Genomic DNA, 23,767 nt, shown 5'->3' on the forward strand with positions numbered 1-23,767 from the left:
GGCCCCAGCGGCAAGGCGGCGGGCTTGCCAAGACCGGCGTTCTGGGTCACCTGCGGGATCATGACCGACTTTGCCACCCGTGCCCGCGCCGCCGCGGAGGCCATGCGCGAGATCTTTCCCGCGACGCCTCTGGCGAAGAACCAGCATCTCTCGAAGCTCTACGGCGCCGAGATCTGGCTCAAGCGCGAGGATCTGGCCCCGGTGCGGTCCTACAAGATGCGCGGTGCATTCAATGCCATGCGCAAGAAGCCGGACGCGGACCTCTTCGTCTGCGCGAGCGCGGGCAACCACGCGCAGGGTGTCGCCTTCATGTGCCGGCATTTCGGCAAGAAGGGCGTGATCTTCATGCCGGTGACCACGCCGCAGCAGAAGATCCAGAAGACGCGCACCTTCGGTGGCGACGCGATCGAGATCCGCATGGTGGGCGACTATTTCGACCAGTGCCTCGCCGCGGCGCAGGAGTATTGCGCGGGCGCGGGCGGGGTGTTCCTGCCGCCCTTCGACGATCCGGACGTGATCGAGGGCCAGGCCAGCGTCGCCGCGGAGATCGACGCCGAGATGGGCACGCCCGATCACATCGTGGTTCCCGTCGGAGGCGGAGGCCTCTCGGCCGGTCTCCTGAGCTTTTTCGGCACCGGCCCCCAATACACGCTGGTCGAGCCCTCTGGCGGTGCCTGCCTGCGCGCGGCCCTGATGGCCGGCGAGCCGGTGCCCCTGCCGCGGGTCGACACCTTCGCGGACGGCGCGGCGGTGGGCCGGATCGGCGCCGCTCCGTTCGAGATCCTGCGCGACGTAGGTCTTGCCAATACCCTGACGGTGCCCGAGGACAGGCTCTGCACCACGATCCTCGAGATGCTGAACGTCGAGGGCATCGTGCTCGAGCCCGCGGGGGCGCTGGCCATCGACGCGCTCAAGGATCTCGGCCAGTCGATCCGCGGGCGGCGCGTGGTCTGCATCGCCTCGGGCGGCAATTTCGACTTCGAACGACTGCCCGAGGTCAAGGAACGCGCGCAGCGCTACTCCGGCGTGAAGAAGTACTTCATCCTGCGGCTACCGCAGCGCCCGGGAGCGCTGAAGGACTTCCTGAATGTGCTCGGCCCCGAGGACGACATCGCGCGGTTCGAGTACCTCAAGAAGTCGGCGCGCAATTTCGGATCGGTTCTGATCGGCATCGAAACCACCGAGGCGCGCAATTTCGAGATCCTCTTCGCCAAGCTCGAGGCGGAGGGCTTCACCTATCAGGATATCACCGAGAACGACACGCTGGCGCAGTTCCTGATCTGAGCGGGCGGTTCAGACGAAGAAGCGGGCGCCCATTTCCTTCAGGAACGCGTCCTGCCCGACTCGGAAGACGCCGACGAGCCAGTCGGGATCCGGCATCGGCTGCCCCGTGCGGGCCGAGATCTCGGCCTGAGCGCAGATCCCGGCAAAATCCGACAATCCGAGATTCAGCGCACTGCCCTTGAGCACGTGAAAGGTGCCTTCCATTCTCTCTGCCGCAATTCGTCCACTGTGCAGATCGTCCAGTATTTCCTCGATCTCCGCCAGGAACGCGGCCGCGATCTCGGCGAACCCCTCGTCCCCGATCTCGTCACGCAGCTGCGAGACCTGAGCCCAATCGATCATGCGCACCCTCCCGCATTCCGCACCATGATCGTCCCGACCGGTGAAAAGGGCGTAAACGGGCGCGGTTCAGCAAGACTTAACCGCAGGCCGGTACACCGTCGCTTAGGCCGCCGGATGCCGCCCGAGGACGTGAATGATCGGTCTCTCTCGACAGGTTCGCCAGACGACCGAGGCCGCGCCCGGCGCGGCCCTCCGCATCATGGTCGTGGACGACAGCGCCGGTCAGCGGCTGATGCTCTCCCGCCTTCTCGGCCGTTGGGGCTATGCCGTGACCGAGGCGCGGGACGGGCACGAGGCGCTGGCGCTGCTGACCGATCATCCGCAGGACATCATCCTGTCGGACTGGATGATGCCGGGGATCGACGGGCTCGAATTCTGCCGCCGCTTCCGTGACGCCAGCGGCCACGGCTTTGGCTACTTCATCCTGCTGACCTCGCGCAGCGAAAAGGAGGAGGTCGCGCAGGGGCTCGACGCCGGTGCCGACGACTTCCTGACCAAACCCGTCAACACCAGCGAATTGCGCGCCCGGATCAATGCGGGCGGCCGCATCGTCGAGATGCAGCGCGCTCTCATGGAACAGACCGAGGTGATCACCGCCACCCTCGCCGAATTGCAGGAGGCGCATGCGGCGATCGAGCGGGACCTCCGGCAGGCGCGCAAGATCCAGCAGGCGCTGGTGCCGGAGCGCCACCGCGATTTCGGCGCGGCGTCCGTCAGCCTCCTCTGCAAGCCCTGCGGCCATGTCGGCGGCGATCTCGTCGGCATGTTCAGCCCCGGCCGCGACCGGATCGCGTTCTACGCGCTCGACGTCTCGGGGCACGGCATCACCTCGGCGATGGTGACCGCCCGCGTCGCGAGCTATCTCAACCCGGTCTTCGCCGACGACAACATCGCGCTCGAGCGGAAATCCGAGCGTTCCGATGCCATGCGACAGCCCGACGAGGTGGTCTGGCACCTCAACCAGCGGCTCGTGGCCGATCCGGGTGTCGACGAATACCTGACCATGGTCTACGCCACGATCGACCTTGCTGCAGCTGAGATCCGCTTCGTGCAGGCCGGTCACCCTCCCCCTCTGCTGATCCCGGCCGCGGCCCCGCCTTGCTTCGTCGGCACGGCAGGATTGCCGGTGGGCCTGATCGGCGAAGTCCGGCACGAAACCACGGCGCTGCGCCTGTCGCCGGGGGACCGTCTGCTGCTCTATTCGGACGGCTTCACCGAAGCCATGACCCGAACCGGCGACATGCTCGGCGAGGAGGGGCTCATGCGCTTGGTGAGCGAGTGCGGCGATGCGCGTGGGACAGAGTTCCTCGACGATCTCTTCTGGCGGCTCACGCAGGAGATGCCGGTTCAGTCCCGGCTCGACGACGACGTCTCGGCAGCGCTTCTCGAATACGGACCGCCCGCGAGGTAACGCGCAACGAAGCTTCGGTCGCCGTCATTGCCGAGCGTCCTTGCGGCAAGATGCGGCGCAATCCAGACCGCCTCGTGCCCGGCATCGGTCGGCGGGCCGATCTGCATCACCGGCCGGGCGAGATAGATCATGCAGAGCTTCTCGGCCCACATGTCGTAATCTGGCATGTAGACGAAACGGCGAAACGCGCCGAGCCGGCGCGGCGCCGCGATCGTCCAGCCGGTCTCCTCGAAGACCTCGCGGTGCAGCGCCCGCACCGGACTTTCGCCCGGATCAATCCCGCCTCCCGGTAGCTGCAACTCGGGGTTCGGCTCGCTTTGCCAGGTCAACAGAAGATCCCGCCCGCGCATGAGGATGGCGTAAGCGCCGGCGCGACGGGTGTAGCGCCGTCCGGGCTCGGGCGGCGGGCCGAAGCGTCGTGTCATGGAAGGACCCCCTTGGACCTATGCTTGCGCTGCATATATGGGGCCGATATGCCAATCCCCGCGCCACAAGGAAAGCCCATGACACTCGGCACAAAGCTCGCCTGGGACGACACGGTCCTGCCCTTTCAGCTCGACCGCTCGGACATCCGCGGCCGGGTGGCGCGGCTCGACGGCGTCCTGGACGGAATCCTCAAACAGCACGACTACCCCGCGCCGGTCGAAGCGCTCGTCGCGGAGATGGCGCTGCTGACGGCCCTCATCGGCCAGACGATGAAGCTGCGCTGGAAGCTCTCCCTGCAGGTCCAGTCCAAGGGCCCCGTACGGATGATCGCCACCGATTTCTACGCCCCAGAGAAGGAGGGCGAGCCCGCCCGCATCCGCGCCTATGCGAGCTTCGACCGCGACCGCGTCGGCGGCGCGCCGATGGAGAATGTCGGCGAGGGCTACTTCGCGATCATGATCGATCAGGGCCAAGGAATGCAGCCCTATCAGGGCATCACACCGCTGATCACGACGACGCTCTCCGAAGCCGCCGAGGCCTATTTCGCGCAGTCCGAGCAGCTGCCGACGCGCTTCCAGCTGAAGTTCGGCCGCTCGACCGAGAAAGGCGGGCAGGAGCATTGGCGTGCAGGCGGCATCATGCTGCAGCACATGCCGAAGGCCTCGCCGCATGTCTCGGGCAGCGGCTCCGGCGAAGGCGGACTGCTGGCCGCGGGCGATCTTCTGGGCGACGACGAGGGCGAGGACTGGAACCGCGCCAACTTCCACCTCGACACGGTGGAGGAGATGGAGCTGATCGGCCCCTCCCTGCCGCCGACCGACCTTCTGGTGCGGCTCTTCCACGAGGAGACGCCGCGGGTCTTCGACACCCAGCCGGTCCGGTTCGGCTGCACGTGCTCGGAGGACAGGGTGCGCCAGTCGCTGTCGATCTACTCGGCCAAGGACATCCAGAAGATGACCACCGACGAGGGCGTCGTGACCGCCGACTGCCAGTTCTGCGGCGCGCATTACGTGCTCGATCCGGCGACGCTCGGCTTCGACGCGCCCGAGGCGCCTCAGGGCGGGAGCGACGGGAATGACACCTCCGCGTGAGGCACTCGAGCACCTGAGCCGGGCGCTTTCGGCGCCCGGTGACCGGTCCTCGGATTTCGACCTGAACCCCGACACCCTCCTGCCCGAGGGCCGGACCCTGCGCCCGGCCGGCGTCCTCGTGCCGCTTTGGGAGCGGGACGGGGAGTTGCGCGTCGTACTGACCAAGCGCTCCTCGCGGCTGAAACACCATCCCGGCCAAATCGCCTTTCCCGGCGGCAAGCAGGAAGAGACGGACCGCGACGCCACCGACGCGGCCCTGCGTGAGGCCGAGGAGGAGATCGGACTGCCCAGATCGTCGGTGGAGATCCTCGGCCACCTGCCGGTGCACGAGACCGTCACCGGCTTCTCGATGGCCCCCGTGATCGGTCTGATCACGGGCCCCTTCACGCCCGTCGCTGAGCCCGGCGAATGTGAAGAGATCTTCACCGTCCCCTTCGCGCATGTCTCCGACCCCGCGCGCTTCAGCGTCCAGTACCGCCGCTGGCGCGGCACGCGGCGGCACTACTACACCGTGCCCTTCGGCCCCTACTACATCTGGGGCGCCACGGCGCGGGTGCTGCGCGGCCTCGCCGACCGGATGGCCGCGTGCGACTGAGGGATGCCGAATGGCTGAGCCGCCCCGCGACGCAGGCGGTGTTCTCGATGCTCGCGGGCGGCGGGCACGCGGCCTATGCGGTCGGCGGCTGTGTGCGCAACGCGCTGCTCGATGCCCCGGTGGACGACGTGGACATCTGCACGGATGCGCGCCCCGAGAGGGTGATGGAGCTCTGCGAGGCTGCCAGGCTCAAGGCGGTCCCGACCGGTGTGGATCACGGCACTGTCACGGTCGTCTCGGACGGCACCGGCTACGAGGTCACGACGTTCCGGGCCGATGTCGAGACGGACGGCCGCCGCGCGGTGGTGCGCTTCTCGGACGACGTGCTCGAAGACGCGCGGCGGCGCGACTTTACCATGAACGCGCTCTATGCCGGTGCGGGCGGCGAGATCGTCGATCCGCTCGGTGGCCTTGCCGACCTGCAGGCGCGGCGCCTGCGCTTCATCGAAGATCCCGAACGCCGCATCCGAGAGGATTACCTCCGCATCCTGCGGTTCTTCCGCTTCTCCGCGTGGTATGCCGACGCCGAGGCGGGCATGGACGCGGACGCGCTCGCCGCCATCGCGTCCAATCTGGACGGGATCGCGCAGCTCTCGCGCGAGCGGATCGGTCAGGAAATCCGGAAACTCCTCCGCGCACCGGACCCCGCCCCCGCCGTGGCGGCCATGGAGGCGACCGGCGCGCTGGCCGCGACTTTGCCCGGAACGTCGCCGCGCGCGCTCGCGCCGCTCGTGCATCTCGAGGCGCTTGCCGGGGTGGCACCGGCGCCGCTCCGCCGACTGGCCGCGCTCGGCCATCGCGACGGCGCCGCGCTGCGGCTCTCCAAGGCGGAAAGCAGATCCCTCACGGCGATCTTCGCCGCCGTCGAACACGGGGCGGGAGCCGAGGAGCTTGGCTACCGGTTCGGCGAGGAGACGGCGCGCGACGCCCTCCTCATCCGCAGCGCCAGCCTGGGGGAGCAGATGCCCACGGACGCCCTGTCCCGCGCCGCCCGCGGCGGTCGGCGGAAGCTTCCGGTCAAGCCGCGGGACCTGCAGCCCGCCTACGAGGGACCCGCTCTCGGCAAAAGGCTGAAAGACCTCGAGGAGGCCTGGATCTCCTCGGGCTTCAGCGCGACGCGCGAACAACTTCTGGCACTTTGAGCGCCCGTCACTCCGGATCCGATCCGCCATTTGCATCGGCCGCGCCCCGGACCTAACTTGCAGGCAGCATGCCGGCCTGCGTCTTCTCGCCGCCGGTCGCCTCATCATCCAGTCCAGGGAGCGATCCGGTGCGCCTCTTCCGCTTTTTCGAAGGCCTCGTCGATCCTTACGGCGATTATCCCGAGACGGACACGCCGCCCAGGCGGCTCCTGCCGTTCATGCTGGAATATTCGAAACCGTTCCGCACGGTCTTCATCTTCGCAGGTCTGCTCGCGATTGCCGTTGCATTGGTGGAGCTGGTGCTGATCTGGGCGATGGGCTGGGTCGTCGACATCCTCGCCGCCTCGCCGCAGGAGGTCTGGGATCAGCATGGCTGGGCGCTGATAGGGCTCGGCCTCTTCGTGCTGATCCTGCGGCCGATCCTGCAGGCACTCGATGTGCTGATCCTGAACAACGCGATCATGCCGAATTACGGCACGCTCTTCCGCTGGCGTGCGCATCGCCACGTCCTGCGGCAATCGGTCGGCTGGTTCGAGGACGATTTCGCGGGCCGCATCGCCAACCGGATCATGCAGACGCCCCCGGCGGCCGGCGAGGCCGTGTTCCAGGTCTTCGACGCGCTCGCCTACTCGTTCGCCTACGTGATCGGGTCATTCGTTCTTCTCGGCGGGTCCGATCCGTGGATGATGCTGCCACTCGCGGTGTGGTTCGGCCTGTGGATGCTGCTGATGCGCTGGACGGTGCGCCGCGTGAAACCGGCGAGCCAGGCGGCGTCCGATGCGCGCAGCTTCGTCACGGGACGGGTCGTCGACAGCTACACCAACATCCATTCGGTCAAGATGTTCGCCCACCACGACCGCGAAGTCGCCTATGGCAAGGAGGCGATCGACGAGGCCCGCCGCACCTTCGCAAACGAGATGCGGCTCTACACGATCATGGATGTCTGTCTCACCGCGCTCAACGGGTTCCTGATCGTGTCCGTCGTCGGCATGGCGCTGTGGTTCTGGGGCCTCGGCGTCGCGACCGTGGGCACGGTCGCCGCGGCGACGGCGCTGACGCTCAGGCTCAACGCGATGACGGGCTGGATCATGTGGGCTATGACCAACTTCTTCCAGCAGCTCGGCGTCGTCGCCGAAGGCATGGAGACGATCGCCCAGCCCATCGCGCTAAGGGACAGAGCGGATGCGGAGGAGATGCGGCTCTCCGAGGGCCGGATCGAGATCGACCGTCTGTCACATCATTACGGCAAGGGCCGCGGCGGGCTCGACGCGATCACGCTCACGATCGCGCCGGGAGAGAAGGTCGGCCTCGTCGGGCGGTCGGGCGCGGGCAAGTCGACGCTCGTGAAGCTGCTGCTGCGGTTCTACGACGCCGAGGGCGGTTCGATCCGCATCGATGGGCAGGACATCTCGGCGGTGACGCAAGAAAGCCTCCGCCGACGTATTGGCATGGTGCAGCAGGATTCGGCGCTGCTACACCGATCGGTGCGCGAGAACATTCTCTACGGCCGGCCCGACGCCGGCGAGGAGGAGATGATCGCGGCGGCACGGCAGGCGCAGGCCCACGACTTCATCCTCGGGCTGCGCGACGCGGACGGCAGGACCGGCTATGACGCGCGTGTCGGCGAGCGGGGCGTCAAGCTCTCGGGCGGCCAGCGCCAGCGCATCGCACTCGCCCGCGTGATCCTCAAGGATGCGCCGGTGCTCGTGCTCGACGAAGCCACCTCGGCGCTCGATTCGGAGGTCGAGGCGGCGATCCAGGACACGCTCTACGGCATGATGGAGGGCAAGACGGTGATCGCTATCGCGCACCGGCTCTCAACCATCGCCCACATGGACCGGATCCTCGTCATGGACGACGGCCGCATCGTCGAGGAGGGCACCCATTCCGAGCTCCTGGCGGAGGGCGGTCTATATGCCGTCTTCTGGGCCCGGCAATCGGGCGGTTTTCTCGCGATGGACGCAGAGGCGGCGGAGTGAGCGGACGGGCCGCGGTTGCATCGCCGGCACGGTGACACAGGTAGATTGCCCATGAGACGTCCCTCCGACTGGATCGACCCCTTCGAGCCCGCGTCCGGCCCGCCGCCGCGCACGCTGATCGCCTTCATCCGGTGGGCGCTCGAGGGTGCCTGGACGGTACTTCTCGCGGGCTCGCTGCTGGCCATCATGCTTGGTGTGATCGAGGTCGCCGCGGCGATGGTGCTCGGGCTGGTCGTCGACGCGGCGCTCGCCGCGGAAGGATCGGTCTTCACCGAGGCCACGATGACGCTGGTCGGGGCAACGCTGTTTTTCGTGGCGCTGCGCCCCCTCGCCTATGTCGCGAGCACGTATTTCAATACGATGGTCATCCAGCCCAACGTGTTCAATCTCGTCCTGTCACGCATCAACCGCTACACGATCGGGCAGGCGACGACGTTCTTCGACAACGACTTCGCCGGCCGGATCGCGCAGAAGGAGATGCAGACCGCGCGCGCCCTCACGGACGTGGTGGTCGAGATTGTGACCTCGATCCTCGTCGCGCTCGCATCGTTCGTGGGAGCGATCATTCTGGTGGGCACGGTTCATCCCGCCATCGGCGCGGGGCTGCTCGTCTGGCTCATCGGCTACGGGGCGATGATCCGCTACTTCATGCCGCGCGTGCGCCGCACGTCCAAGGCGCGGGCCGGGGCCCGCGCCAACGTCACCGGGCAGATCGTCGACACCGTCACCAACATCAAGACGGTCAAGCTCTTCGCCCATGCCGACCACGAGGACCGCGCCGCGCTGAACGCGATGGACACGTTCCGGACCCGCACGCTCGCCTACGGCGCCGTGGCGACGGCGTTCCGCTTCTGGCTGGTGATGCTGGCGGGGCTGCTGCCGGTCTTTATGGTGGGCGGCGCGCTCCTGCTCTGGAACACCGGCAGCCTCTCCGCCGGCGACATCGCGGCGACGGGCGCCGTGGCCCTGCGGCTCGCGCAGATGACCGGCTGGGTCAGCCACACGCTGATGGCCGTCTACGCCAATGTTGGCGAGACCGAGGACGGGATGCGCACGCTGACCCCGCCCTACACGCTGCGCGACGCAGAAGATGCAGGCGAGCTTCAGGTGACCGACGGCCACATCAGGATCGAGGATCTCACGTTCCGCTACGGCCACGATGTCGGCGGGCTCGAGGATATCGATCTCGAGATCCGGCCGGGCGAGAAGCTTGCGGTGGTCGGCGCGTCGGGGGCGGGCAAGTCGACGCTCGTCTCGCTCCTTCTGCGAATGTACGACACCGAGGAGGGCCAGATCTCGATCGACGGGCAGGACATCGCGAAGGTCAGCCAGGAATCCCTGCGCGCAAGGATCGGGATGGTCACGCAGGAAACCGCGATGTTCAATCGCTCGGCCTTCGAGAACATCCGTTACGGATCGCCCGATGCGACCTTCGAGGATGTGATCGAGGCGGCGCGCCGCGCCGAGGCGCACGACTTCATCGAGGTCATGCAGGACCACGAGGGCCGCAAGGGGTACGATGCGCATCTCGGCGAGCGAGGCGTGAAGCTCTCCGGCGGCCAGCGGCAGCGAATCGCCCTCGCACGGGCGATCCTGAAGGATGCGCCGATCCTCGTTCTGGACGAGGCCACGTCAGCGCTCGACAGCGAGGTCGAGGCGCAGATCCAGAATGCCCTCGAAAGGGTCATGGAGGGCAAGACGGTACTCGCCATCGCGCACCGGCTCTCGACAATCGCGCATATGGACCGCATCGTCGTGATGCACGACGGCCGGATCGCCGAGATCGGCACGCATCGCGAGCTCCTTGGGAAACGAGGGCTCTACGCGCGCTACTGGGACAGGCAATCGGGCGGCTTCATCCGGACGCAGGAGGCGGCGGAGTGAAACGGATCATGATCGTGGGCCAATCGGGAGCGGGCAAGTCGTGGCTCGCCCGCCGGCTCGGCGACCGCACCGGGCTGCCGGTGGTGCATCTCGACCGCCTGCACTGGTCCCCGGGCTGGGTGCCGCGCGACCGCGCCGCCCGGGATCGCGACATGCTGGACGCGGCGCACCTGCCCGCCTGGATCATCGAGGGCAATTACTTCGCCACCTGCCATACCCGCCTCGCTCGAGCCGACACGGTGATCGCGCTCGACCTGCCGCTGCCGCTCCGCTTCGCCCGGGTGCTGCGGCGCACGGCAATCAGCTATGGCCGGACGCGCCCCGACCTCGCCGACGGCTGCCGGGATCACGTGGATCCGGAATTCTGGCGCTGGATCTGGTCCTCGCGCGCCGAGATGCGGGCGCGCATGCTCTCGGTCATCCGGGCGGCGGAGGACCATGCCGAGGTCCACCACTTGCGCTCGCCGCGCGAGGTTCGCGCCTTCGTCTCGCGGTTCGAACGCGGCATCGAGGGTCTTTCGGTCCACGCCGCCCGCGCGTAGACGGGGCCCAGCCCCGAACCGGAACGCCAGAGCCTGCCATGCCCACGCTGACAATCGACCGCCTCGGCCATCTCGGGGACGGAATCGCCCATGCGGACAGTCAGACGATCTTCGTCCCGGGCGCCCTGCCGGGCGAGGAGGTGTCGGGCGAGATCGCCGGAGACATCCTGGCGAAACCCAGGATCGTCACCCCCTCGCCCGACCGCGTTGCGCCGCCCTGCCGCCACGCAAAGGCCTGTGGCGGATGTCAGGTTCAGCACGCCTCGGACGCGTTCGTTGCCGGCTGGAAGCAGGACGTCGTCGCAACTGCGCTCGCGGCCCACGGCATCGAGACGGAGTTCCGCAAGATCGCGACATCGCCGCCGAGGTCCCGCCGTCGGGCGACCTTCTCCTCCCGGCGCACCAAGGGCGGAGCGCTGGCGGGCTTCCACCAGAAGCGGTCGGACGTCATCGTCTCCGTCCCGGACTGCCTCGTCGTGCATCCCGACATCGCGCATGCGCTGCCGCTGGCCGAGGAACTCGCGCGGCTCGGAGGCAGCCGGAAGGGAGAACTCGACGTCGCCGTGACACGGAGCGAAGCGGGGCTCGATATCGTGGTGCGCGGCGGCAAACCCGCCGACGGGGCGCTCCGCGTCGAGCTTGCGCGGCTGGCCGAAGACAACGACCTTGCGCGGCTGTCATGGGGCGAGGACGAGACGCTCGAACGCCGTCCACCGCACATCACCTTCGGCCCCACCCGCGTCACGCCCCCGCCCGGCGCGTTTCTGCAGGCGACGCCACAGGGCGAAGCGGCGCTGCGCGACGGCGTGTTCGAGGCCGTGGGCGGAGCCAAGCGGGTCGCGGACCTCTTCTCCGGATGCGGGACGTTCGCCCTTCCGCTCTCGGACCGTGCCGAGGTTCACGCGATCGAGGCCAGCCGCGCCATGCTCGCTGCGCTCGACGCCGGCTGGCGGCATGCGGGCGGATTGCGTAAGGTCACGACCGAGGCGAGGGACCTCTTCCGGGCCCCTGTCATCGCCGGCGACCTCGAAGCCTATGATGCGGTGGTCATGGACCCGCCCCGCGCCGGGGCGGAGGCGCAGGTGGCCGAGATCGCCGAGGCCCAGGTTCCACGCATCGCCCATGTCTCGTGCAATCCCGTCACCTTCGCGCGCGACAGCGCGACGCTGATCCGGGCAGGCTACCGTCTCGATTGGGTACAAGTCGTCGACCAGTTCCGGTGGTCTACCCATGTCGAAATCGTGGCGCAGTTAACCCTGTCTTAAGCGAAAATCGCCCACAGTTCTCACCGGATCGTGAGCCGCCGTGCAAACGCGCTAGGCTGAAGACGCTGTTTCGGGTAAGACTCCGCGCAAAACGAGCGGGCAGTATAATGACAAAATTCCGGATTATCGCGGTGGTCCTCGCGGCCACGCTTCTGAGCGCGTGCGGCAGCAGCAAGTTCCGCACCTATAACGGTCCCGAGGTCACGCAGGTGGTGGTCGACAAGGGACAGCGGCGGATGTTCCTGATGCACCACAACCGGGTGCTCAAGCAATATCCCGTACAGCTCGGCTTCGCGCCCAGCGGGCACAAGATGGTGGAGGGCGACGGGCGCACCCCCGAGGGCCACTACGTCATCGATCGCCGCAACCCGAATTCCAAGTTTCACCTGTCGATCGGGATCGACTATCCCAACCAACGCGACATGGCGCTCGCCGAAGCCCTCGGAAAGAGCCCCGGTGGTGACATCTTCATCCATGGCGGACCCCCGCGCGGCACGAAGATCGACGGCAAGAGCGATTGGACCTGGGGCTGCATCGCCATCACCGATAAGCAGATGGAGCAGGTCTATGCCATGGTGAAGAACGGAACGCCCATATACATCGCGCCCGCCGACCTTCGTCAGCGGGCGCGGGTCCAAGGGCGGTAACCTCAAGGATCGGCGGGGCTCAGAGCCCCGCGATCTGCGCCCCGGAGCCGGCGGGTGCGCCGGTGACGAGCGTCCACCAGATCTTGCCACCGGGTTCCTGCAGCCATGCGAACCCCATCTCGCGCGCCTGCGGATCGAGGATGATCTCCCGGGGACCGGGCTCGTCCATCCAGGCCTCGAGCGTCTGAAGCTCTGTCTCGAAAGATTCCGAGATCGCCTGCCCCAGGAACTCCCCGGTATATCCGGCATTGCGGACCCGATCGAGGGGAGAGGAGCCGTCCGATCCGAACGCCCACGGACGGTTCTGGACCGACATGTCCCGCGAATGCGTGGCGGCCGCGGCCCGCAGCTGGCTGTTGAGCTCGAGACTTGCCAGTCTTTGCTGCGATCTCAGTGCGTTCACCGAATCCAGCATCCGGTAGAGGATACGCGACTCGTCGGCGCGGGAGATGTTGTAGACCCGCGGAAGCGGCTGTCCGTCCGCCCCCAGGCGGGGTTCGGTCGTCGTCAGCGGGCTCGGAGCGCAGGCCGACAAAGTCACTGCCGCCGCTGCGGCAAGAAGGAAAATTCGTGTCATGCCTGTCCCTAATTGTCGTGTATATAGGGAACGCCATATCGCCCTAAGAGTTGCCAATCAAACGCACATCCGTGTGAAACCCGATATGACAGGCGTTTGATTTGCGACTGAGGCCTTCGCGCACTAGGGCAAGAGTAGAGTACCGAGCTTGCGCCAGCTCGGTCGACTTGGAGATACCGCGATGACATCTGATAGAAAACAAGCCTTTGGCCGCCGCACCTTCTTGGCCGGTACCGCCGCCATGGTTGCAACGCCTGCGCTGGCTCAGACCGGCCCCGACACGACCGAGATCGAGCGAGACCTCTCGACAGTGGTCCGCCGTAACACATCGAGCTTCCGGACGCTCGACTGGCAGCCCTACTTCTCGAACCTGAACAATGGCGCGATCCTCGTCGACATCCGCTCGCGGGCGTTGCACTACTGGTCCGAGGACCGCAGCATCTACAAGCTCTATCCGACCTCCGTGCCGCTCACCGAGGATCTGACCCGCCGCGGTCGGACCAGCGTGACGCTCAAGGATCCGGAGCCGGACTGGCGGCCGACGCCGTCGATGAAGAAGCGCAATCCCGAATGGCCGGATTACGTGGGTCCCGGTCCGGACAACCCGCTCGGCACGCGCGCGCTGCATCTCAGCTGGCAGTACTACCGCATCCACGGCACACACGACACGCGCAAGATCGGCCGTCGGTCGTCGAACGGCTGCATCGGCCTCTACAACCACCACATCGAAGAATTGTATCAGCTCGCCCAGGTCGGAACGCAGGTGTTGCTAATTTGACGTAGCGAGCGGTCTTCGTGGGACCTCCGGAGCGAGTCAAATTGAAAACCCGAATGTTTGCTGGGTACAACGAATCGCTCTCTAAGTCTTTGGGGGCCCGCCGTTTCACCAGTCAAGGTGGGCTGCGGGTCAATATCTGGAGGATTCCAAAATGAAGAAACTCGCACTCGCCGTCGCTTTCGCAGCAGCCGGCACCTCCGCAATGGCCGGTTCCTACGCCAAGAACGACGTGGTCATGGAGCCCGTCGTTGTTGTCGAGGAAACCGAGCAGCAATCGTCCTCGGCCGCGATCATCGTGCCGCTGATCCTGCTCGCGCTGGTCGCTGCTGCGGTTGCCGCCGACTGATCCGGACCTTGTCCGTCTCCGACTTCGGGAAAGGCGGCGCTTCGGCGTCGCCTTTTTCTTTTCCCGTCTATTGTGCGGCCATTTGCAGGGCCTCCGCCCCACCGACCTCGTCCGGGACCTGGTGGGCCCAGACCAGCAGGCGAGGATCGAACCCGCCGGCCAGTTGGGGTTTGACGATCTCGAAATAGGGCGAGAGATCGAAGTCCCTCGGGGCGTAGAGCGAGTGGTGGCGGATGTGCAGCAGCTCGCGGCGCGATTCCTCGGACCGGGTGCGCAGCCGCACCTCCCTCACCCGCGGCAGGATCGGATAATGCACCGACTGGAACGCCTGCGCGATCAGCGACGAGCAGATCGCACGGGTGGGATCGCCAGAGCCCAGTGCCAGAAGCTGCCGCCGGAAACGACGCGGAACGGGCGGCGTCGGCATCAGGAAGCGGGCGAGATCGAGGATGTTGCGCATGTCGTAGCGCAGCCCGATGCGATCCACCATGAAGCGGGCGACCTCGAGCCTCTCTGTCTCGGTCAGTCCGACGGGACGGCAGATCCTGGTATGGTAATTCACGTATTTGGTCAGGGGCGATGCCACGCAGCCCTCGCCGAGATTCACCTCGACGAGTTCCTGCGGCGCGCCCTTCGCCCCAAGTGCCGCTGAATCCCCGACATAGAGCGCGGCATGCGACCAGACCGATTGCGTGGAGTACTTGACGGAATGGCTGACAAGGGACTGACCGTCCACCAGCAGAACGTCACCCGGACGCAGCACCGCGGCCAGCTTGGCGAAATCGGAGGGTGTGGTGGTGCCACCCGCGGCGTCCCCGCGGGTCAGGAATTTCGCAAGGCGCAGCCCCAGCGCGCGAAGAACGGAATCGGATCGGGATCGGATCGTGCCGGCCAAGGTACTCGAACTCCTGCAAACGGGCATCCGCCCGTCTCAGGAATTTATGCATTCCGGGTTTCGGAACCTATACCTGATCCGGACGCCACCATTGAACTGAGTCATCTTACCGTGCGTACCGGTCGAAGCTTAAACGATTTTCATCGTTGCGCGGGCCAGCCCACAGGCTCAGTCCAGCCAACCGTCGAGATTCTCCTCGATCACCGTCGAGAGCGCAGTGATATGCGCATCGTCGTCGTTGAGGCACGGGATATAGGTGAAGTGCTCACCGCCCGCTTCCTCGAAGCTCTCCTTGATCTCCTCGTTGATCTCCTCGAGCGTCTCGATGCAATCGGCGGAGAAGGCAGGCGCGCAGACGGCGATGTTCTTCTTGCCGTCCTCCTCGGCGAGACGCGCCACCTCCTCGACCGTATAGGGCTTCAGCCATTCCTCCGGGCCGAACCGGGACTGGAAGGTCGTGGTGATCTGCGTGTCGTCCCAGCCCAGCCGTTCTTTCAGGAGGCGCGTCGTCTTCTGGCACTGGCAATGGTAGGGATCGCCCTCGAGAAGGTAGCGTTTCGGCACGCCGTGATAGGAGCAGACGAGGATGTCGGGCTTCGTCTCCATCTCGGCATAGCGGCGCTCGATCGATTGCGCGAGCGCCTCGATGTAGAGCGGATGCTCGAAATAGGGATCCACGGTTCGTGCCGTCGGCTGCCATTTCTCGTCCATGAGAGCCCGGAAAAACGCATCGTTCGCGGTGGCCGAGGTCGCGCCCGCATAATGCGGATAGAGCGGGAAGAAGAGAATGCGGCGGCAGCCCTTCTCGGTCAGTGCGCGGACCTTGGACTTCGTCGAGGGGTTTCCGTAGCGCATGCAGAAGTCGACCTCGACCTGATCGCCGTAGCGCGCCCGCATCGCGGTCTCGATCTTGGCCGTCTGCGCCTTGGTGATCGTCATGAGCGGGCTCTCGCCGGCCTCCTCGTTCCAGATCGACTTGTAGGCCTCGCCGCTCGAGAACGGACGCTTCGTCAGGATCACGAGCTGAAGCAGCGGCTGCCAGAGCCACGGCGAATAATCGATGACCCTGCGGTCCGAGAGGAACTCGTTCAGATAGCGCCGCATCGACCAGTAGTCGTAATTGTCGGGCGTTCCGAGATTGGCGAGCAGGATGCCGACCTTCCCGGCCGGAACCTTGGGGTGATCGGCGGGGGCGTGCGCCGGCCGCGTCGCGGCCTTGGTGGCATCCAACATCACGGGCATCCTGTCCTTCTTGTCCGGGGTCATACGTAGCGGAGACCCTGCCGGTTCAATCTTTCAGAGGCGTTTCGCCGGTATTCAATGCCTCCGCGAGGCGATGGGTCGCACTGCCGGGCCGCAACGGCTGCGGCTGGCTGTCGTCCGGCGCCCATCCGGTGAGCGAGACGAATTCGAAGGTCGCAGGCACGCGACCGTCTTCCATCGCGTAGCTCTCGACATAGAGCTCGGCCGCCCGCATCAGAACCCGGCGCGCCGTCGCTCGGCGCAGGCGCGCGGACAGCGCGTTCGCCTCTCCCATCGCCCGCAGGTCGTGCATGAGGTGGATCGGGCTTTCGTAGGTCGCCGTGATCGCGAAGGAATCCGCCACCGGCAGGGCCAGCCCCGCGCGCTGCATCAGCGCGCCGAGGTCGCGAATATCGGCCATAGGCGCGACGCGCGGCGAAAGCCCCCCGGCAATCTCGATCTCCGCCTGTCCGAGAGCGGCACGGAGTTCGGTCAGGGTCTCTCCCCCGAAGGCCGTACCCATGAAAAGCCCGTCCGGTTTCAGCGCCCGCCGGCTCTGGATCAACTGGCCGACCGGATCGTCCGCCCAATGCATCGCGAGCGCGTGGAGGACGAGATCGTGCGCCCCCGGCTCGAGGTCGAGGACCTCCTCGTCAGGCACGATCCGGGCACCGGGAAACCGTCCCTCCCAGACCTCCGGGAAAGGCGTCACCACGGCCGGTGCCGTGAACTCTCTGTTAACCAGATCGAGACGATCCTGCAGGTCGTCGGCGGCCATCTCGTGGAGGACGAGCGCGGGCGCGCGGCGGGCACGGGCCCGGTTGCGCCTCAGGGCGGTGCGGTCGGTGAGCTTCGGCGCTTCTGTCATGAGGATCAGATAAGGTGCTCTCCGCCCGTGTGCAAACCGCGATCCGGCTGGTCTATCCGCCGCATTGCCTCGCCTGCGGCGAGCACGTCTCGACCGAGTTCGGCCTCTGCGGCGCGTGCTTTTCCGAGACGCATTTCATCACCGGTCTCGTCTGCGACGCCTGCGGCACGCCCCTGCCGGGGGACGGAGCCGAAGACGGCATCCTCTGCGACGGCTGCCTCGCCGCGCGCCGCCCCTGGAGCCAGGGCCGCGCAGCACTGCTCTATTCCGGGGCAGGTCGCAGGCTGGTCCTTGCGCTGAAACACGGCGACCGCCACGACATTGCGCGCGCCGCTGCCCCGTGGCTCGCGCGGGCCGCCGCGCCGATCCTGAGAGACGACAGCCTGATCGTTCCCGTGCCACTCCACCTCTTGAGGCTGCTCAAGCGGCGCTACAACCAGTCCGCCCTTCTCGCCCAGTCGCTCGCCCGCGAAACCCGATGCGACATCCTCTGTGATGCGCTGGTGCGCACCCGCCGCACGCCAAGCCTCGACGGACGCACGCGCGAGGCGCGGTTCGAAGTCCTGCACGGCGCCATCGCCGTTCGCCGTTCGCGAGCGGCGCAGATCGCCGGCCGGCACGTCCTTCTCGTCGACGATGTCATGACCAGCGGCGCGACATTCGGTGCCGCGACCGACGCGCTCTATGCCAGCGGCGCAAGAGAGGTCTGCACGCTGGCACTGGCACGCGTCGGCCGGGACGCCTAGATCGGAGGGGACAGCGACAAGGAACGAATTCATGCAAACCGTCGAGATCTACACCTCCCCCCTCTGCGGCTTCTGCCACGCCGCCAAGCGCCTGCTCACCCAGAAGGGCGTCACCTTCTCCGAGATCGACGTCTGGGCCTCGCCCGAGCGCAAGCCCGAGATGATCGAGCGCGCCGGCGGCTCTCGCACCGTGCCTCAGATCTTTGTGGGCGAGACCCATGTGGGCGGCTGCGACGAGCTCTACGCGCTCGAGCGTTCGGGCAAGCTCGACCCGCTGCTCGCCGCGTGACCCGCGCCGCGCTGCTGCAGCTCACCTCCTCCGACGATCCGGCCGAGAACCTGCCCCGGGTCGTGAGCGAGGTGCGCGCCGCGGCGGCGGAGGGCGCGGGCTTCGTTCTCACGCCCGAGGTCACGAACTGCGTCTCTGCCAGCCGGACGCGTCAGCGCGAGGTCCTGCGGGTCGAGAACGAAGACAGGACGCTCGCTGGCCTCCGGGACGAAGCGGCCCGCGCCGGAATCTGGCTTCTCATCGGCTCGCTGGCCGTGAAGTCCGATCCGCCGGAGGAACGCTTCGCCAACCGCTCGTTCCTGATCGCGCCGGACGGAGCGATCACCGCGCGCTACGACAAGATGCACATGTTCGACGTCCAGGTCTCGGAGGCCGAGACCTACCGCGAGAGCGCGGGATACGCGCCGGGCCAGCGCGCGGTCATCGCGGAGACGCCGTTCGGCACGCTCGGCCTGACGGTCTGCTACGATCTGCGCTTTCCCTATCTCTATCGCGCGCTTGCGCAGTCGGGCGCCGAGATCCTGACGGTCCCGTCCGCCTTCTCGCCCGCGACCGGCCCGCTGCACTGGGAGCCGCTCCTGCGCGCCCGGGCGATCGAGACCGGATCCTACGTCCTCGCGCCCGCCCAGACCGGCGATCACGCCGCCAGCCGCGGCCGGGCCCGGTCGACCTGGGGCCATTCTCTCGCCGTCTCGCCCTGGGGCGAGGTGCTCGCCGATGCTGGAACGGCGCCCGGCGTCACTTTCGTCGACATCGACCGGAGCGCCGTGGCCGAGGCCCGGGCCAGGATCCCGTCGCTCACCCACGGCCGCGACTTCGAGGGCCCCTGATGGCCGAGACGCGCGATCTCGCCGTGTCGCTCGTGAGCGAGGTCATGGCGGCGGACCAGCTGCTGCGCTCGCGCCTCGCCCGGGTCCTGCCGCAGGGAATGGAGCTCTCGCATTTCTCTGTGCTGAATTATCTCGCGCGAACGGGCGACGAGCGCACCCCCGCGCAGCTCGCCCGCGCCTTCCACCTGACCCGGGGCGCGATGACCAACACGCTCAGCCGGCTCGATCTCGCGGGGCACGTGCACATCCGTCCCGACTGGGAAGATGCCCGCCGCAAGCTCGTGTCGCTCAGCCCGTCCGGCCTGCGCGCCCGCAACGAGGCGCTCGAGGCCATCGCCCCCGTTCTCGCCGAGGCGACGGACACGATCGAGCCCGAGCGCCTGCGCGGCGCCCTCCCGGTCCTGCGTGCCCTGCGCCAAAGTCTTGAATCCGCGTCCGAAACCTGACTGCAGGGACACCTCTGCGCCCGACGCGTCACGCGGGGTGCCCAGCCGGAGCCAAAGCCCGCAAGGGCGCATGGCGACATGACCAGCGCGGCGCGCCAGCGCCGCTCCGCCGGATCAGGTCCGCACGCCGGTCATGACGTAGTTCACCGACAGGTCGCGGTCCGAAAGACGCCACTGCCCGCGGAGCGGATCGGGCACCATGCCCTTGCGGTCCACGGGATCGAGCCCTGCCTCCCGCATCATCCCCGCAAGATCCTCCGGCGAGACGAATTTCGACCAGTCATGTGTGCCGCGCGGCAGCCAGCGCATCACCCATTCGGCGCCGACGATCGCCGCGGCAAAGCTCCTGGCGGTGCGATTGAGCGTCGAGACGACAACGAGCCCACCGGGCCGTGCAAGCGCGCCCAGGCTGCGTAGGAATGTCGCAGGATCGGCCACGTGCTCCACAATCTCCATCCCGAGCACGACGTCGAAGGCGGCACCCTCCGCCAGCAAGGACTCGGCGGTCACCGCGCGGTAGTCGATCTCCATCCCCGCATCGCGCGCATGCGCTCGGGCGATCTCCACATTTTTCGCCGCCGCATCGACGCCGGTCACCCGAGCCCCGAGGCGCGCCAGGGGTTCCGACAGGAGCCCGCCGCCGCAGCCGACATCGAGGACCGAGAGCCCCTCGAAGGGCCGCCCCACCCGAATGTCCCGGTCGAATTCGCCGCAGATCTGAGCGACGATGTAGTCGAGGCGGCAGGGGTTCATGGCATGCAGCGGCGCGGTGCTTCCGTTCGGATCCCACCAATCGGCGGCCATCGCCTCGAATTTCGCGACCTCGGAAGGGTCGACGCTGGGGTCGGTCATGCGGCTGACTTTCTCATGGTCTTCAGGGCGATTTCTCTCATATAGCTGGGGCATGGACAAAGACGTCGGTCAAAAGCGCGCGGTGCAATATCTCTACCCTCCGGTCGACCCCTTCGACCAGCGGATGCTCGACGTGGGCGACGGGCACACGATCTATGTCGAGCAATGCGGGAATCCCGCCGGCCGTCCGGTCATCGTGCTGCATGGCGGGCCGGGCGGGGGCTGCTCCCCCGCGATGCGCCGCTATTTCGACCCCAAGGTCTATCGCGTCATCCTCTTCGACCAGCGTGGCTGCGGGCGGTCGCGGCCCCATGCCAGCGTCGAGAACAACACCACATGGCATCTCGTGTCCGACATCGAACGGATCCGCGAGGAGCTGGACCTGGAGCAGGTCGTTCTCTTCGGCGGATCCTGGGGCGCGACCCTCGCTCTCATCTACGCGATCAGCCATCCAGAGGCGGTGCGCGCGCTGGTCCTCCGCGGCGTCTTCCTGATGACCGAGGCCGAGCTCGACTGGTTCTACGGCGGCGGCGCGGGTCTCTTCTGGCCCGAGACCTGGGCGCGGTTCTCCGACCTCGTGCCAGAGGACGAGCGGGGCGACATGATCGCCGCCTATCACCGCCGGCTCTTCTCGGGCGACATGCGGATGGAGACGAAGTTCGCCCGCGCCTGGTCGGCCTGGGAGAACGCGCTCGCCTCGGTGCAGTCGAGCGGCCATGGCGGCGAGGCGCCCGGCGATTACGCCCGCGCCTTCGCCCGGCTCGAGAACCACTACTTCACCCATCGCGGCTTTCTGGGCGAGGACGAGTGGATCCTCAAGAACGCCGGCACTCTGAAGGATATCCCCGGCTACATCGTGCAGGGCCGCTACGACATGATCTGTCCGCCCGTGCGCGCCTGGCGGCTCGCCCGGGCCTGGCCGCAATCCGACCTTCGGATGATCCGCAACGCCGGTCACGCGCTGTCCGAGCCGGGCATCAGCGCGGAACTTGTGCGGATCATGGACGACATGGCTTGAAGACGACCCCGGGCAGGATGAAAACGACATAAGGCTTTGAATGGTGATCGTACCCCGGTAAGGTGCAAAGCGCCGAAACAACAAGAGGCCGAAATACAGGGTCCGTGTCCAACGTATTGAAGATTATTCTCCAGCGTCTGCTGCTTGGCTTGCTGACGCTGTTTGTCGTCTCGGTCGTCATCTTCGCTGCGGTCAACATGCTGCCCGGGGACTTTGCCGAGGTCATCCTGGGTCAGGGCGCGACACCCGACGCTGTCGCGGCGATCCGCCGGGATCTCGGGCTCGATCAGCCGCTAGTCCTTCGATACTTCCACTGGCTTGGCGGCGCCGTGCAGGGCGATCTCGGCACCTCCTTCGCGCAGGCCAACTTCGCGAGCTTCGTCGGTGAAGGCGCCGCGAAGGGCGCCACGGTCATGCAGCAGATCGCACCGCGCTTCGAGAACACCATGTTCCTCGCCGGCGTGACCGCGCTCATCGCGGTGCCCTTCGCCGTCGGTCTCGGCATCCTCGCCGCGCTCTACCGCAATACCGCCTTCGACAAGGGCGCGAACGTCTTCGCACTGTCCTCGATTTCGAGCCCCGAATTCTTTCTCGCCTACGTGCTGATCCTCTTCCTTGCCGTGCTGAACCCAATCCTGCCGTCCCTGTCGAACATCTATGACGGGATGGGCCTCGGAGAGCGGATCGAGAAGACGCTCCTGCCGGCCCTGACGCTCACGCTCGTCGTGACCGCGCACATGATGCGGATGACGCGGGCGGCGATCATCAACCTGCTCGCCAGTCCCTATATCGAGATGGCGCGGCTCAAGGGGATGAAGCCGATGCACGTGATCGTGCGGCACGCGCTGCCGAACGCGCTCGCGCCGATCATCAACGTGATCGCGCTGAACCTCGCCTACCTCATCACCGGCGTTGTCGTCGTCGAGGTGGTCTTCGTCTATCCCGGCATCGGCCAGCTCTTCGTCGACGCGGTCAAGAACCGCGACATCCCCGTGGTGCAGGCCTGCTGCCTGATCTTCGCGGCTGCCTACATACTCCTGAACCTGCTGGCGGATATTCTGTCGATCCTGTCCAATCCCCGATTGAGGCATCCCAAATGATCAACTGGATCTGGGCCGTGATCGTCCTCGCCGTGCTCTTCGGCCTCGCCTTCGTCTTCCGCGCCGCGGGCGCGGCGGCGACCGGCAACAAGCCATATTTTCGCGACATGCCCTTCGCGGTCGCGTTCGGCTACGTCTTCGCCGCGGCGGCAATCGCGGGCGGCGTATGGCTGTGGTTCGTGCCCGGAGCCGTCTTCTTCCGCTGGGCGGTGCAGTTCTTCGTCGCTGCCGCCATCGCGGCCTTCATCTTCCGCCTCGCGGGCCGCAAGGTCGGCACCGAAGCGACGAAGAAAGCGTTCCGGCACATGCCGCTGACCGCGTCCTTCGGCCTGCTGACAATCCTGATCTACGCGCTGATATCCGTGTTTGCCGGGCTGCTCGCCCCCTACGGCCAGTCGGAGGTCGTCGGTGCGGTGAACCTACTGCCCGGGGGCGATGTCGCGAACGGAGGCGATCCCGCCCATCCGCTCGGCACCGACCAGATCGGGCGCGACCTGCTGTCCCGCCTGCTCTACGGCGCGCAGAACACCGTCGGCATCGCCTTCGCGACCACCTGCCTCGCCTTCTTCCTCGGCGGCTCCTTCGGGTTCCTCGCGGCGACGATCGGCGGCTGGTTCGACAACATCCTCAGCCGCATCGTCGACGTGCTGATGGCGATCCCGTCGCTGATCTTCGCGCTTCTCCTGATGACCATCGCAAGCGCCTGGGCGGGCAGCCAGCAATGGCAGCTGACGCTCTACATGATTGTCATTATCGCGGTGATCGATTCGACCCGCGTCTTCCGGCTCGCCCGCGCGGTCGGGCAGAACATCGTCGTGATGGACTACATCGAGGCCGCGAAGCTGCGTGGCGAGGGCCTGCCCTACCTCATCTTCAAAGAGATCCTGCCCAACGCGACCGCGCCGCTTCTGGCCGAGTTCGGGCTGCGATTCTGCTTCGTCTTCCTGACCATCGCGGCCTTGTCCTTCCTTGGTGTCGGGATCCAGCCGCCGCTTGCCGACTGGGGCACCATGGTCCGCGACCTCGCGCAGTTCATCAACTTCGCCGCCTTCTCGCCGCTCGCCGCCGCACTGCCGCTGATGGCGGCCGGGGCCATCGCGCTCCTGACCGTCGCGGTGAACTTCGTCGTGGACTGGATGCTGCAGCGCTCCTCTGGATTGAAGGAGTGACCC

The 23,767-nt window shown here is 67.0% G+C and carries 26 protein-coding genes; 19 read left to right on the forward strand and 7 right to left on the reverse strand.

Annotated features, from left to right (window positions below; translation table 11 throughout):
- Nucleotides 1-60: 60 nt before the first annotated feature.
- Nucleotides 61-1,284, forward strand: a complete 1,224-nt coding sequence (gene ilvA, locus OCH239_RS08885; RefSeq protein WP_037261457.1) for a threonine ammonia-lyase IlvA — start codon at nucleotides 61-63, stop codon at nucleotides 1,282-1,284.
- 9 nt (nucleotides 1,285-1,293) lie between these two features.
- On the opposite strand, the gene OCH239_RS08890 is transcribed toward ilvA, so the two are convergent.
- Nucleotides 1,294-1,626, reverse strand: coding sequence for an Hpt domain-containing protein (locus OCH239_RS08890; protein WP_037261245.1), 333 nt, complete (start codon nucleotides 1,624-1,626; stop codon nucleotides 1,294-1,296).
- Nucleotides 1,627-1,759: 133 nt separating this feature from the next.
- Between OCH239_RS08890 and OCH239_RS08895 the strand changes: the two genes are divergently transcribed.
- Nucleotides 1,760-3,037, forward strand: a complete 1,278-nt coding sequence (locus OCH239_RS08895) for a PP2C family protein-serine/threonine phosphatase (protein WP_037261248.1) — start codon at nucleotides 1,760-1,762, stop codon at nucleotides 3,035-3,037.
- On the opposite strand, the gene OCH239_RS08900 is transcribed toward OCH239_RS08895, so the two are convergent.
- Entirely contained in the window at nucleotides 2,974-3,462 is a 489-nt protein-coding gene (locus OCH239_RS08900) for an NUDIX hydrolase (RefSeq protein ID WP_051489388.1), read from the reverse strand. The genes OCH239_RS08895 and OCH239_RS08900 overlap by 64 nt on opposite strands.
- Before the next feature lie 78 nt (nucleotides 3,463-3,540).
- On the opposite strand from OCH239_RS08900, the gene hslO reads away from it, so the two are divergent.
- The 8 genes from hslO to OCH239_RS08940 all read left to right on the forward strand — a co-directional run bounded on the left by hslO (nucleotide 3,541) and on the right by OCH239_RS08940 (nucleotide 12,608).
- Nucleotides 3,541-4,554, forward strand: a complete 1,014-nt coding sequence (hslO, locus tag OCH239_RS08905) for an Hsp33 family molecular chaperone HslO (protein WP_037261251.1) — start codon at nucleotides 3,541-3,543, stop codon at nucleotides 4,552-4,554.
- On the forward strand, nucleotides 4,538-5,149 hold the full coding sequence (locus OCH239_RS08910; protein WP_037261254.1) for a CoA pyrophosphatase: 612 nt from the start codon (nucleotides 4,538-4,540) through the stop codon (nucleotides 5,147-5,149). Before hslO ends, OCH239_RS08910 begins: the two co-directional genes overlap by 17 nt.
- Nucleotides 5,140-6,291 (forward strand): CCA tRNA nucleotidyltransferase, encoded by a 1,152-nt coding sequence (locus OCH239_RS08915; RefSeq protein ID WP_037261256.1) that lies wholly within the window; start codon nucleotides 5,140-5,142, stop codon nucleotides 6,289-6,291. The genes OCH239_RS08910 and OCH239_RS08915 overlap by 10 nt, the downstream gene beginning before the upstream one ends.
- A gap of 128 nt (nucleotides 6,292-6,419) precedes the next feature.
- Nucleotides 6,420-8,270, forward strand: coding sequence for an ABC transporter ATP-binding protein (locus OCH239_RS08920; protein WP_037261257.1), 1,851 nt, complete (start codon nucleotides 6,420-6,422; stop codon nucleotides 8,268-8,270).
- A gap of 51 nt (nucleotides 8,271-8,321) precedes the next feature.
- A complete protein-coding gene (locus tag OCH239_RS08925) occupies nucleotides 8,322-10,154 on the forward strand; it encodes an ABC transporter ATP-binding protein (RefSeq protein ID WP_037261260.1) in 1,833 nt (610 codons plus the stop codon).
- Nucleotides 10,151-10,696 (forward strand): P-loop NTPase family protein, encoded by a 546-nt coding sequence (locus OCH239_RS08930; protein ID WP_037261261.1) that lies wholly within the window; start codon nucleotides 10,151-10,153, stop codon nucleotides 10,694-10,696. The genes OCH239_RS08925 and OCH239_RS08930 overlap by 4 nt, the downstream gene beginning before the upstream one ends.
- 38 nt (nucleotides 10,697-10,734) lie before the next feature.
- On the forward strand, nucleotides 10,735-11,961 hold the full coding sequence (locus tag OCH239_RS08935; RefSeq protein ID WP_037261264.1) for a class I SAM-dependent RNA methyltransferase: 1,227 nt from the start codon (nucleotides 10,735-10,737) through the stop codon (nucleotides 11,959-11,961).
- Nucleotides 11,962-12,068: 107 nt separating this feature from the next.
- Complete coding sequence (locus OCH239_RS08940) at nucleotides 12,069-12,608, forward strand: L,D-transpeptidase family protein (RefSeq protein WP_051489389.1); 540 nt, start codon at nucleotides 12,069-12,071, stop codon at nucleotides 12,606-12,608.
- A gap of 19 nt (nucleotides 12,609-12,627) precedes the next feature.
- Here the strand turns inward: OCH239_RS08940 and dalA are convergent, their stop codons facing one another.
- On the reverse strand, nucleotides 12,628-13,185 hold the full coding sequence (gene dalA / locus OCH239_RS08945; RefSeq protein ID WP_037261267.1) for a divisome-associated lipoprotein DalA: 558 nt from the start codon (nucleotides 13,183-13,185) through the stop codon (nucleotides 12,628-12,630).
- Nucleotides 13,186-13,366: 181 nt separating this feature from the next.
- On the opposite strand from dalA, the gene OCH239_RS08950 reads away from it, so the two are divergent.
- Together OCH239_RS08950 and OCH239_RS08955 are read left to right on the forward strand one after the other, a co-directional pair.
- Nucleotides 13,367-13,963 carry a L,D-transpeptidase gene (locus OCH239_RS08950; RefSeq protein ID WP_037261269.1) on the forward strand — a complete coding sequence of 199 codons (597 nt, stop codon included), beginning with the start codon at nucleotides 13,367-13,369 and terminating at the stop codon, nucleotides 13,961-13,963.
- Nucleotides 13,964-14,114: 151 nt separating this feature from the next.
- Nucleotides 14,115-14,309 carry a hypothetical protein gene (locus tag OCH239_RS08955; protein WP_037261272.1) on the forward strand — a complete coding sequence of 65 codons (195 nt, stop codon included), beginning with the start codon at nucleotides 14,115-14,117 and terminating at the stop codon, nucleotides 14,307-14,309.
- 67 nt (nucleotides 14,310-14,376) lie between these two features.
- On the opposite strand, the gene OCH239_RS08960 is transcribed toward OCH239_RS08955, so the two are convergent.
- From OCH239_RS08960 to OCH239_RS08970, 3 genes are all read right to left on the reverse strand, one after another.
- Nucleotides 14,377-15,204: a C40 family peptidase gene (locus tag OCH239_RS08960; protein ID WP_244430329.1), complete on the reverse strand. Its 828-nt coding sequence runs from the start codon at nucleotides 15,202-15,204 to the stop codon at nucleotides 14,377-14,379.
- Between the two features lie 168 nt (nucleotides 15,205-15,372).
- The gene (hemH, locus tag OCH239_RS08965; RefSeq protein WP_037261468.1) at nucleotides 15,373-16,437 is read right to left on the reverse strand and encodes a ferrochelatase; all 1,065 of its coding nucleotides are present in this window, start codon (nucleotides 16,435-16,437) and stop codon (nucleotides 15,373-15,375) included.
- Between the two features lie 55 nt (nucleotides 16,438-16,492).
- A complete protein-coding gene (locus OCH239_RS08970; protein WP_037261274.1) occupies nucleotides 16,493-17,314 on the reverse strand; it encodes a methyltransferase domain-containing protein in 822 nt (273 codons plus the stop codon).
- A gap of 14 nt (nucleotides 17,315-17,328) precedes the next feature.
- Here OCH239_RS08970 and OCH239_RS08975 point away from each other — a divergent pair, with 14 nt between their 5' ends.
- From OCH239_RS08975 to OCH239_RS08990, 4 genes are read left to right on the forward strand one after another with little or no spacing between them, the layout of a single operon-like run.
- Nucleotides 17,329-18,060, forward strand: coding sequence for a double zinc ribbon domain-containing protein (locus OCH239_RS08975; protein ID WP_037261277.1), 732 nt, complete (start codon nucleotides 17,329-17,331; stop codon nucleotides 18,058-18,060).
- A 31-nt stretch (nucleotides 18,061-18,091) separates the two neighbouring features.
- Nucleotides 18,092-18,349 carry a glutaredoxin 3 gene (gene grxC, locus OCH239_RS08980; RefSeq protein WP_037261280.1) on the forward strand — a complete coding sequence of 86 codons (258 nt, stop codon included), beginning with the start codon at nucleotides 18,092-18,094 and terminating at the stop codon, nucleotides 18,347-18,349.
- Nucleotides 18,346-19,179, forward strand: a complete 834-nt coding sequence (locus tag OCH239_RS08985; RefSeq protein ID WP_037261285.1) for a carbon-nitrogen hydrolase family protein — start codon at nucleotides 18,346-18,348, stop codon at nucleotides 19,177-19,179. Before grxC ends, OCH239_RS08985 begins: the two co-directional genes overlap by 4 nt.
- Nucleotides 19,179-19,625 (forward strand): MarR family winged helix-turn-helix transcriptional regulator, encoded by a 447-nt coding sequence (locus tag OCH239_RS08990; RefSeq protein WP_037261289.1) that lies wholly within the window; start codon nucleotides 19,179-19,181, stop codon nucleotides 19,623-19,625. Before OCH239_RS08985 ends, OCH239_RS08990 begins: the two co-directional genes overlap by 1 nt.
- Before the next feature lie 114 nt (nucleotides 19,626-19,739).
- Here OCH239_RS08990 and ubiG read toward each other — a convergent pair whose 3' ends face one another.
- Nucleotides 19,740-20,477, reverse strand: coding sequence for a bifunctional 2-polyprenyl-6-hydroxyphenol methylase/3-demethylubiquinol 3-O-methyltransferase UbiG (gene ubiG / locus OCH239_RS08995; RefSeq protein ID WP_037261292.1), 738 nt, complete (start codon nucleotides 20,475-20,477; stop codon nucleotides 19,740-19,742).
- Between the two features lie 52 nt (nucleotides 20,478-20,529).
- On the opposite strand from ubiG, the gene pip reads away from it, so the two are divergent.
- From pip to OCH239_RS09010, 3 genes are all read left to right on the forward strand, one after another.
- Entirely contained in the window at nucleotides 20,530-21,495 is a 966-nt protein-coding gene (gene pip / locus OCH239_RS09000; RefSeq protein ID WP_037261295.1) for a prolyl aminopeptidase, read from the forward strand.
- Between the two features lie 104 nt (nucleotides 21,496-21,599).
- The gene (locus OCH239_RS09005) at nucleotides 21,600-22,595 is read left to right on the forward strand and encodes an ABC transporter permease (protein WP_037261298.1); all 996 of its coding nucleotides are present in this window, start codon (nucleotides 21,600-21,602) and stop codon (nucleotides 22,593-22,595) included.
- A complete protein-coding gene (locus OCH239_RS09010; protein WP_051489391.1) occupies nucleotides 22,592-23,764 on the forward strand; it encodes an ABC transporter permease in 1,173 nt (390 codons plus the stop codon). Before OCH239_RS09005 ends, OCH239_RS09010 begins: the two co-directional genes overlap by 4 nt.
- The last annotated feature ends 3 nt before the right edge of the window (nucleotides 23,765-23,767 follow it).

The organism is Roseivivax halodurans JCM 10272 (genome assembly GCF_000521785.1).
Classification (GTDB): domain Bacteria; phylum Pseudomonadota; class Alphaproteobacteria; order Rhodobacterales; family Rhodobacteraceae; genus Roseivivax; species Roseivivax halodurans.

Coding starts and splice junctions, on each gene's coding strand:
- OCH239_RS09010 (WP_051489391.1), top strand. CDS start 22,592: ATGATCAACTGGATCTGGGCCGTGATCGTCCTCGCCGTGCTCTTCGGC.
- hemH (WP_037261468.1), bottom strand. CDS start 16,437: ATGTTGGATGCCACCAAGGCCGCGACGCGGCCGGCGCACGCCCCCGCC.
- OCH239_RS08895 (WP_037261248.1), top strand. CDS start 1,760: ATGATCGGTCTCTCTCGACAGGTTCGCCAGACGACCGAGGCCGCGCCC.
- OCH239_RS08910 (WP_037261254.1), top strand. CDS start 4,538: ATGACACCTCCGCGTGAGGCACTCGAGCACCTGAGCCGGGCGCTTTCG.
- OCH239_RS08990 (WP_037261289.1), top strand. CDS start 19,179: ATGGCCGAGACGCGCGATCTCGCCGTGTCGCTCGTGAGCGAGGTCATG.
- dalA (WP_037261267.1), bottom strand. CDS start 13,185: ATGACACGAATTTTCCTTCTTGCCGCAGCGGCGGCAGTGACTTTGTCG.
- OCH239_RS08900 (WP_051489388.1), bottom strand. CDS start 3,462: ATGACACGACGCTTCGGCCCGCCGCCCGAGCCCGGACGGCGCTACACC.
- hslO (WP_037261251.1), top strand. CDS start 3,541: ATGACACTCGGCACAAAGCTCGCCTGGGACGACACGGTCCTGCCCTTT.
- OCH239_RS08925 (WP_037261260.1), top strand. CDS start 8,322: ATGAGACGTCCCTCCGACTGGATCGACCCCTTCGAGCCCGCGTCCGGC.
- OCH239_RS08935 (WP_037261264.1), top strand. CDS start 10,735: ATGCCCACGCTGACAATCGACCGCCTCGGCCATCTCGGGGACGGAATC.
- OCH239_RS08950 (WP_037261269.1), top strand. CDS start 13,367: ATGACATCTGATAGAAAACAAGCCTTTGGCCGCCGCACCTTCTTGGCC.
- grxC (WP_037261280.1), top strand. CDS start 18,092: ATGCAAACCGTCGAGATCTACACCTCCCCCCTCTGCGGCTTCTGCCAC.
- OCH239_RS08970 (WP_037261274.1), bottom strand. CDS start 17,314: ATGACAGAAGCGCCGAAGCTCACCGACCGCACCGCCCTGAGGCGCAAC.
- OCH239_RS08940 (WP_051489389.1), top strand. CDS start 12,069: ATGACAAAATTCCGGATTATCGCGGTGGTCCTCGCGGCCACGCTTCTG.
- pip (WP_037261295.1), top strand. CDS start 20,530: ATGGACAAAGACGTCGGTCAAAAGCGCGCGGTGCAATATCTCTACCCT.
- OCH239_RS08890 (WP_037261245.1), bottom strand. CDS start 1,626: ATGATCGATTGGGCTCAGGTCTCGCAGCTGCGTGACGAGATCGGGGAC.
- ubiG (WP_037261292.1), bottom strand. CDS start 20,477: ATGACCGACCCCAGCGTCGACCCTTCCGAGGTCGCGAAATTCGAGGCG.
- OCH239_RS08955 (WP_037261272.1), top strand. CDS start 14,115: ATGAAGAAACTCGCACTCGCCGTCGCTTTCGCAGCAGCCGGCACCTCC.
- ilvA (WP_037261457.1), top strand. CDS start 61: ATGACCGACTTTGCCACCCGTGCCCGCGCCGCCGCGGAGGCCATGCGC.